We start from the raw sequence: 6348 nt of genomic DNA on the forward strand, positions 1-6348 counted from the left end.
GCGCGTGCGTGTCGTGCGCGCGTGGGCTTGCTGGCCGCGCACGGCGATCTGGCTCGTCCCGCTCGCGGCCGCGGCATGCTGCGTCGCGTGGGGCATCGCTGTGCTCGGCAACCGCGGGCCGGCGATCACGATCGCGTTCGCGACCGCCGACGGACTGGAAGCCGGGCGATCGACGCTGCGCCTGCGCAACGTCGAAGTCGGCCGCGTCACGCGCGTGCGTGCGTGGCCCGGGCAAGCCGGCGTGCGCGTCGACGTGCAACTGAACGCCGACGCGCACGCACTTGCGAGCGCCGGCACGCGCTTCTGGGTCGTGCGGCCGCGTATCGGCCCCGACGGCCTCTCCGGGCTCGATACCGTGCTGGCCGGCGCGTATGTCGCAGCCGCGCTCGGCAACCGGGGGGAACCGCGCACCACCTTCGCCGGGCTCGATGCGCCGCCGGTCGATGAAGACAGCGGCGGACGCCGCTTCACGCTGCGCGCGGCATCGCTCGGCACGGTCGCGATCGGCTCGCCGGTCTATCACCGGCGCGCACGCGTCGGCCAGGTCACCGGTTATGCGCTCGACCCGGACGGGCACGGCGTGTCGATCGCGGTGTTCGTCGCCGCGCCATTCGATCGCTACGTCGACGCCGACGCACGCTGGTGGCAGGCGGGCGGCGCCGCCCTGCGGCTCGACGCGAGCGGCATGACGCTCGGCACACCGTCGCTCGCCGCGCTGCTTGCCGGCGGGCTCGCGTTCGCGTCACCGCCCGGACGCACGACGATCGTCGCGGCAGCGGACGGCGCACGCTTTCGCGTGGCCGACGATGAAACCGACGCAATGCGCACACCGAATGCGCCGGCCGCACCGGTCGTGATGCGCTTCGACCGCTCGCTGCGCGGCCTCGACGTCGGCGCGCCGGTGGACTTTCGCGGCATCGAACTCGGCCGCGTGACCGCCGTCGGCACCGAATACGACGCGCAACACGGCAACGTCACGATGCGCGTGACGATGGCCCTCTATCCCGATCGCCTCGGGCACCGCTACCGCGACGTGCTGGGCAATGGCGATTCGGTCGCCGGCAAGACGCTGCTGCGCACCCTCGTCGCACGCGGCCTGCGCGGCCAATTGCGCGTCGGCAACGTGGTCGCGAACCGTTCCTATGTCGCGCTCGACATGTTCCCGAACGCGCCGCCCGCGTCGGTCGACACGGATCGGTTGCCGATCGCATTGCCGACCGTGCCCGGTACGCTCGACGTGCTCCGGGTACAAATTGCCGATCTCGCCGGGACGCTTTCCCGATTGCCGCTCGATCGCATGGGGTTCGGCACGAATACTGCGCTCGCGCACACCGCCGCACTGTTCGCGCAGCTCGATACCGAACTCGCGCCGCATGCGCGCGACGCGTTCGTGACCGCGCGACAAGCGTTCACGGCGGCACGGACGGCGCTCGGGCAGGAAGGTGCGTCCGCATCGAACGTGCAGCGCGCGCTGACGCAATTCACGCGCACGTCGCGTGCGCTGCGCGCGCTGGCCGGCGATCTGGAGCGGCATCCGGAATGGCTGCTGCCCGGCGCCGCGGGCGATACGCAGCCGGCCGGCACGGCGCGTCCCGCGAACGACGCCCGCTGAATGCAGCGCGCGAGGCGCAGCGATTTTTACAACGAACGCACGGACGGGATGCCAAATTTCCCGCGCAGCGGTATGCTGGTGTCGTACGGCCGCGCACGATGCCTCGGGCAATCCCCTAGTCCGCACGTCGCCGCGCCGCCGTCGCGACCGCAATCATGCGTTGCAAGGAGGGCTTAGTGATGGCTACCACGCATCAGCACTTCCACCTCGAATTACGGCACGCCACCGCGCCGACCTATTTCATCAGCTACCTGTTCCCTGCCTTGCTGTTCGTTTACGAGCTGCTGCGCGTCGGCCAATGGATCCGCGATCACGGGATGCAATTCGCCGCGTTCAAGCAGATGGGTTACGAGTACCTGCTGATGCTGCTGTTCGTCGGGCTGCAGATCGTCATCGAGGCGATCTTCCTGCTCGGCGCCGCGATGCGCCGCGATCATCGCGATTTCGAGCATCGCCTGCCGAATGTGATCCTCGGTATCGGCTGCTCGATCGCACTGCTCGCGATCGATCTCGCGATCCAGCTGTCGTTCTGAGCGCCGGCGGGTTCGGCCCGCCGGTCGCATCGCGCTCGAGCGTTCGCTCGCTCAGGCGCGCGCGTCGCGCAGAAGCGCGGCAACTGCCGCGAGTACGTCGTCGGTCCGCTCGCGATGCGGCAGGTGTCCGCATCCGCCCAGCAGCAGGAACGACGACGGTCCCGCGACGCGCGCGGCGATCCGCTTCGGATGCACGTCCGACCCGTATTCGTCCTGTTCGCCGTGAATCGCGAGCGTCGCGCAGCGCACGCGCGGCAGTTCGTCGTCGAGATTCCAGCCGCGAAACGCCTGCGACAGCCACGTGTCGACCCACGCCCGCAGCACCCATTCGGCCTTGTCGCCGTGATAGCGCGCGAGCCGGTCGAGCTGGCCCGGCGCGTCGAACTGCCGCCCCGCGTCGCGAATGCCGTCGAGCGTGCGATCCTCGACGAACGCCTGCGCGGCGACCGTCACCAGCGCGCGGCATCGCCCGGGATGCGCGGCCGCGCATCCGACCGCCATGCCGCCGCCCACGCTGTGCCCGAACACGACGAACGCATCGATGCCGAACCGTTCGAGCAACGCAGTGAACCCGAGCGTGGCCTCGTCGCGCACGAACGTCGTGCCGAGCCGCCCCGGATGACGATCCGAGCGGCCGAAACCCAGCCGGTCGTACGCGATCACGTCACGCTGCGCGGCACGCGCGAGTTGCGCGGGGAAGTCGCGCCATAGTTCGACACAGCCGAGCGAATCGTGCAGCAGTACGATCGGCGCGGCCTGCATAGGCGCGGCCGGCATCGGTGCGACCGGCTCAGGCACGGCCGTCCCGGATGCCGGCGCACCGCGCCAGCGCTTCGCGAAGAGACGCCCTTGCGGCGTCTCGACCCAGGTCTCCTCGGTCACGATTTCAGTCATGTGTCGGTCGTCGTCTGCATGAAAGCGGCCGCACGCCGGCGCGCCGCATCGAATGCCGTCGATGGTGGCCCGGCCGCGCGCGCGGCGTCAAGCAAGCCCCCATCGCCCGCACGTTCATTCCGGCTGCGGCGGCAGATACTCCATGTGCGACTCGTCGTACAGCCGGTAGATCAGCGCCTGCATCGCGCGGATGTCCTCCGATTCGTCGAGCATCCGCATGCTCATGATGATCGGCGACACGAGGTTCGGATCGTCGAGCGGCTTGTAGCTGATGTCGTCGCGCTTCAGCCCGTACACGCTGTGCGGCACGACCGACACGCCCTCGCCCATCGCGACGAGCCCGAGCGCGATCTGCAGCTCGCGTGTCTCGTAGATGCGCCGCGGCTGCAGCGCGCGATCGTGGAAGGCCGCGAGCACCTGGTCCGCATAGCTCGGCCGCGGCGCCTTCGGGAAGATGATCAGCGTGTCGTTCACGAGATCGTGCAGCGACAGCACGGGTTTCGCGCCGTCGAGCACATGGCCGACCGGCAGCGCGACGATCATCCGCTCCTCGCGCAACACGACGCGCCGCACGCTCGGATCCTCGTGACGGATGCGCCCGAACCCGACGTCGATGCGCCCTTCCTTCAGCGCCTTGATCTGGTCCATCGTCGACATCTCGTGCAGGCTCAGCTCGACGGCCGGATACTCGCCGCGAAAGCGCCGGATGATCTTCGGCAGCATCCCGTACAGCGTCGAGCCGACGAAGCCGACCGACATGCTGCGCTCGATCTGGCCGACCCGCTTCGTCATCGATTCGAGCTCGGTCGTCTGCGCGAGCAACTGCACCGCGTGCGAATAGAAGAACCGCCCCGCGTCGGTCAGCTTCAGCGGCCGCGCGTTGCGCTCGAACAGCGGCACGCCGAGCGCCTCCTCGAGCTGCTGGATCTGCCGGCTGAGCGGCGGCTGCGCGATATGCAGGCGCTCGGCCGCCCGCGTGAAATTCCGCTCCTCGGCAACCGCGACGAAGTAGCGGAGGTGTCTCAACTCCATGTTCGAACCCTCCCGGACAAGCAACGGACGCTCATTCGGCACCGCGCGGACCCATCCCGCGCCGGTCGTCCCATGATCGCCTGCCCCGATCCCGTGACGATACCTCAGCCCGCCCCGACACCGGCGCGAACACCGGCGCGCGCGGTCGCGACCGTGTCCGGTGCGCCGCGCAAAGCAAAACGGGAAGCCGCGAGGCTTCCCGTTCGTTCATCGACGCCGCCGGCGGCAGCGTCGCAACCGCGCGTCATGCCTCGGTCGCGTACAGTGCGTCGCGTTGCGCGTCGCTCAGCGAATCGAGCGGCACGTCCGGCAGCCGATAGCAGATCATCGCGCCGTACAGCTCGGCCAAGCAGTTGCTGCCGGCGTCGAGCGCGTAACCGTCCTCGCCGTTCGGCGCCGGCGGATACACGTCGCGCCACGCGTTGATCGCGGCTTCGATGCGCACGATGGAAACGGGTCCGGCCTTGCGCTCGGCGGGTGATGCGCTCATGGATTCCTCTGGGTTGCGCGCTCCGCGGGCCGAGCCGGCCGCGGCGGAACGATGAAAACGCCGGGCGCCGCCGGCCGCCGCAACAGGCGCGCGCCGGATGCCCGATCCGCGCCGCGCTCGTCGCGCCGGCCGGGCCGTGGCCCGGTAGGGTCGGGCAATATAACCGGCTTTGACCCCGTGCAGGCGAAAGCCGACAAAAAAAGCGGGTTCCGCGACGGCTGGAACGGTATCGGGAACCACGCAACGTCGGCGGCACGCCGCGTCGCCTCGGACGTCCCGAAGAAAACGGGAAGCCCGTGAGCTTCCCGTTCTCCTCGCACTGCACGCGGCGGCGGGCCGCGCCGGCATCAGTTCGCGGTTTCGCGGTTCTCCACGCGCTGCGCCTGCGCGCCGCGATTCGCGGCGACCCACGGCGCAATCTCCATGTCCTCGTAGCGCACGAAGCGGCTCTTGTTCAGGAACCGGTAGCCGAGCCACACGACGAGGAACAGCGGGATGCCGACGTAGGTCGCGGCCACGCCCGCCCAGTCGATCCGGTTCGCGAGAAACGCCTGATAGTCCTGCCCCAGCGCGATCACGAGACACAGCACGAACGCGAACAGCGGGCCGAACGGGAACCACTTCGACTGGTACGGCAGCTGCTCGAGCCGGTAGCCCTGCGTCACATAGCCCTTGCGGAACCGGTAGTGGCTGATCGCGATGCCGAGCCACGCGATGAAGCCGGTCATCCCCGACGTGTTCAAGAGCCACAGGTACACGGTCTTGTCGCCGTACAGCGACGTGAAGAAGCACAGCGCGCCGACGGCCGTCGTCGCATACAGCGCGTTGCGCGGCACACCGCCCGGCGACAGCTTCGCGAACAGCTTCGGCGCGCGGCCTTCGACGGCGAGGTTGTAGAGCATCCGCGTCGACGCATACATGCCCGAGTTGCCGGCCGACAGCACGGCCGTCAGAATCACCGCGTTCATCACGCCGGCCGCGAACGCGAGGCCCGCGTGGCGGAACACGAGCGTGAACGGGCTGACACCGATGTCGGTCACGTCGCTCTTCAGCAGGCTCGGGTCGGTGTACGGAATCAGCACGCCGATCACGAAGATCGCGAACACGTAGAACAGCAGGATCCGCCAGAAGATCTGGCTGACCGCGCGCGGGATCGTGGTGCGCGGGTTCTCCGATTCGCCGGCCGCGACGCCGATCATTTCGGTGCCCTGGAACGAGAAGCCCGCGATCATCGCGACGCCGAGCATCGTCGCCCAGCCGCCCGCGAACGGCGCATCGCCGATCGTGAGGTTGCCCCAGCCCGCGCTCGGGCCGCCCTGCATGATCCCGAAGATCATCAGCAGGCCGACGCCGACGAACGCGAGCACGGTCAGCACCTTGATCAGCGCGAACCAGTATTCGGCCTCGCCGAAGCCACGCACCGACAGCGCGTTGAGCGCGAAGATCAGCGTGAGGAAGATCGCGCTCCACCAGACGCCGGGCACGTGCGGAAACCAGTAATTCATCACGAGCTGCGCGGCGACGAGTTCGACCGCGAGGGTCACGGCCCAGCTGTACCAGTAGTTCCAGCCGAGCGCGAAGCCGAAGCCTTCGTCGACGAATTTCGAGCCGTAGGTCGCGAACGAGCCCGACACCGGCATGAACGCGGCCATCTCGCCGAGGCTCGTCATCAGGAAATAGACCATCAGCCCGATCATCATGTAGGCGAGCATCGCGCCGCCGGGGCCGGCCTGCGAGATCGACGCGCCGGACGCGACGAACAGGCCCGTGCCGATCGAGCCGCCGAT

General features: G+C 69.0%; 6 protein-coding genes. 2 read left to right on the forward strand and 4 right to left on the reverse strand.

From position 1 onward, the window contains the following. Positions 1-13: 13 nt before the first annotated feature. Positions 14-1612 (forward strand): PqiB family protein, encoded by a 1599-nt coding sequence (locus ACTJKF_RS01715; RefSeq protein WP_440621813.1) that lies wholly within the window; start codon positions 14-16, stop codon positions 1610-1612. Between the two features lie 179 nt (positions 1613-1791). Then, complete coding sequence (locus ACTJKF_RS01720) at positions 1792-2145, forward strand: hypothetical protein (RefSeq protein ID WP_440621814.1); 354 nt, start codon at positions 1792-1794, stop codon at positions 2143-2145. A 51-nt stretch (positions 2146-2196) separates the two neighbouring features. On the opposite strand, the gene ACTJKF_RS01725 is transcribed toward ACTJKF_RS01720, so the two are convergent. The 4 genes from ACTJKF_RS01725 to ACTJKF_RS01740 form a co-directional block, all read right to left on the reverse strand. Continuing rightward, positions 2197-3039, reverse strand: coding sequence for an alpha/beta fold hydrolase (locus tag ACTJKF_RS01725; RefSeq protein ID WP_440621815.1), 843 nt, complete (start codon positions 3037-3039; stop codon positions 2197-2199). A gap of 114 nt (positions 3040-3153) precedes the next feature. Beyond that, on the reverse strand, positions 3154-4071 hold the full coding sequence (locus ACTJKF_RS01730; RefSeq protein WP_440621816.1) for a LysR family transcriptional regulator: 918 nt from the start codon (positions 4069-4071) through the stop codon (positions 3154-3156). Between the two features lie 244 nt (positions 4072-4315). Next, complete coding sequence (locus tag ACTJKF_RS01735) at positions 4316-4561, reverse strand: DUF3717 domain-containing protein (protein WP_440621817.1); 246 nt, start codon at positions 4559-4561, stop codon at positions 4316-4318. Positions 4562-4908: 347 nt separating this feature from the next. Then, a partial coding sequence (locus tag ACTJKF_RS01740; RefSeq protein ID WP_440621818.1) for an amino acid permease occupies positions 4909-6348 on the reverse strand: 1440 nt, incomplete at its 5' end.

The organism is Burkholderia sp. 22313 (assembly GCF_052045245.1).
In the GTDB taxonomy this organism is placed as follows: Bacteria; Pseudomonadota; Gammaproteobacteria; order Burkholderiales; family Burkholderiaceae; genus Burkholderia.

Coding starts and splice junctions, on each gene's coding strand:
- ACTJKF_RS01720 (WP_440621814.1), top strand. CDS start 1,792: ATGGCTACCACGCATCAGCACTTCCACCTCGAATTACGGCACGCCACC.
- ACTJKF_RS01725 (WP_440621815.1), bottom strand. CDS start 3,039: ATGACTGAAATCGTGACCGAGGAGACCTGGGTCGAGACGCCGCAAGGG.
- ACTJKF_RS01730 (WP_440621816.1), bottom strand. CDS start 4,071: ATGGAGTTGAGACACCTCCGCTACTTCGTCGCGGTTGCCGAGGAGCGG.
- ACTJKF_RS01735 (WP_440621817.1), bottom strand. CDS start 4,561: ATGAGCGCATCACCCGCCGAGCGCAAGGCCGGACCCGTTTCCATCGTG.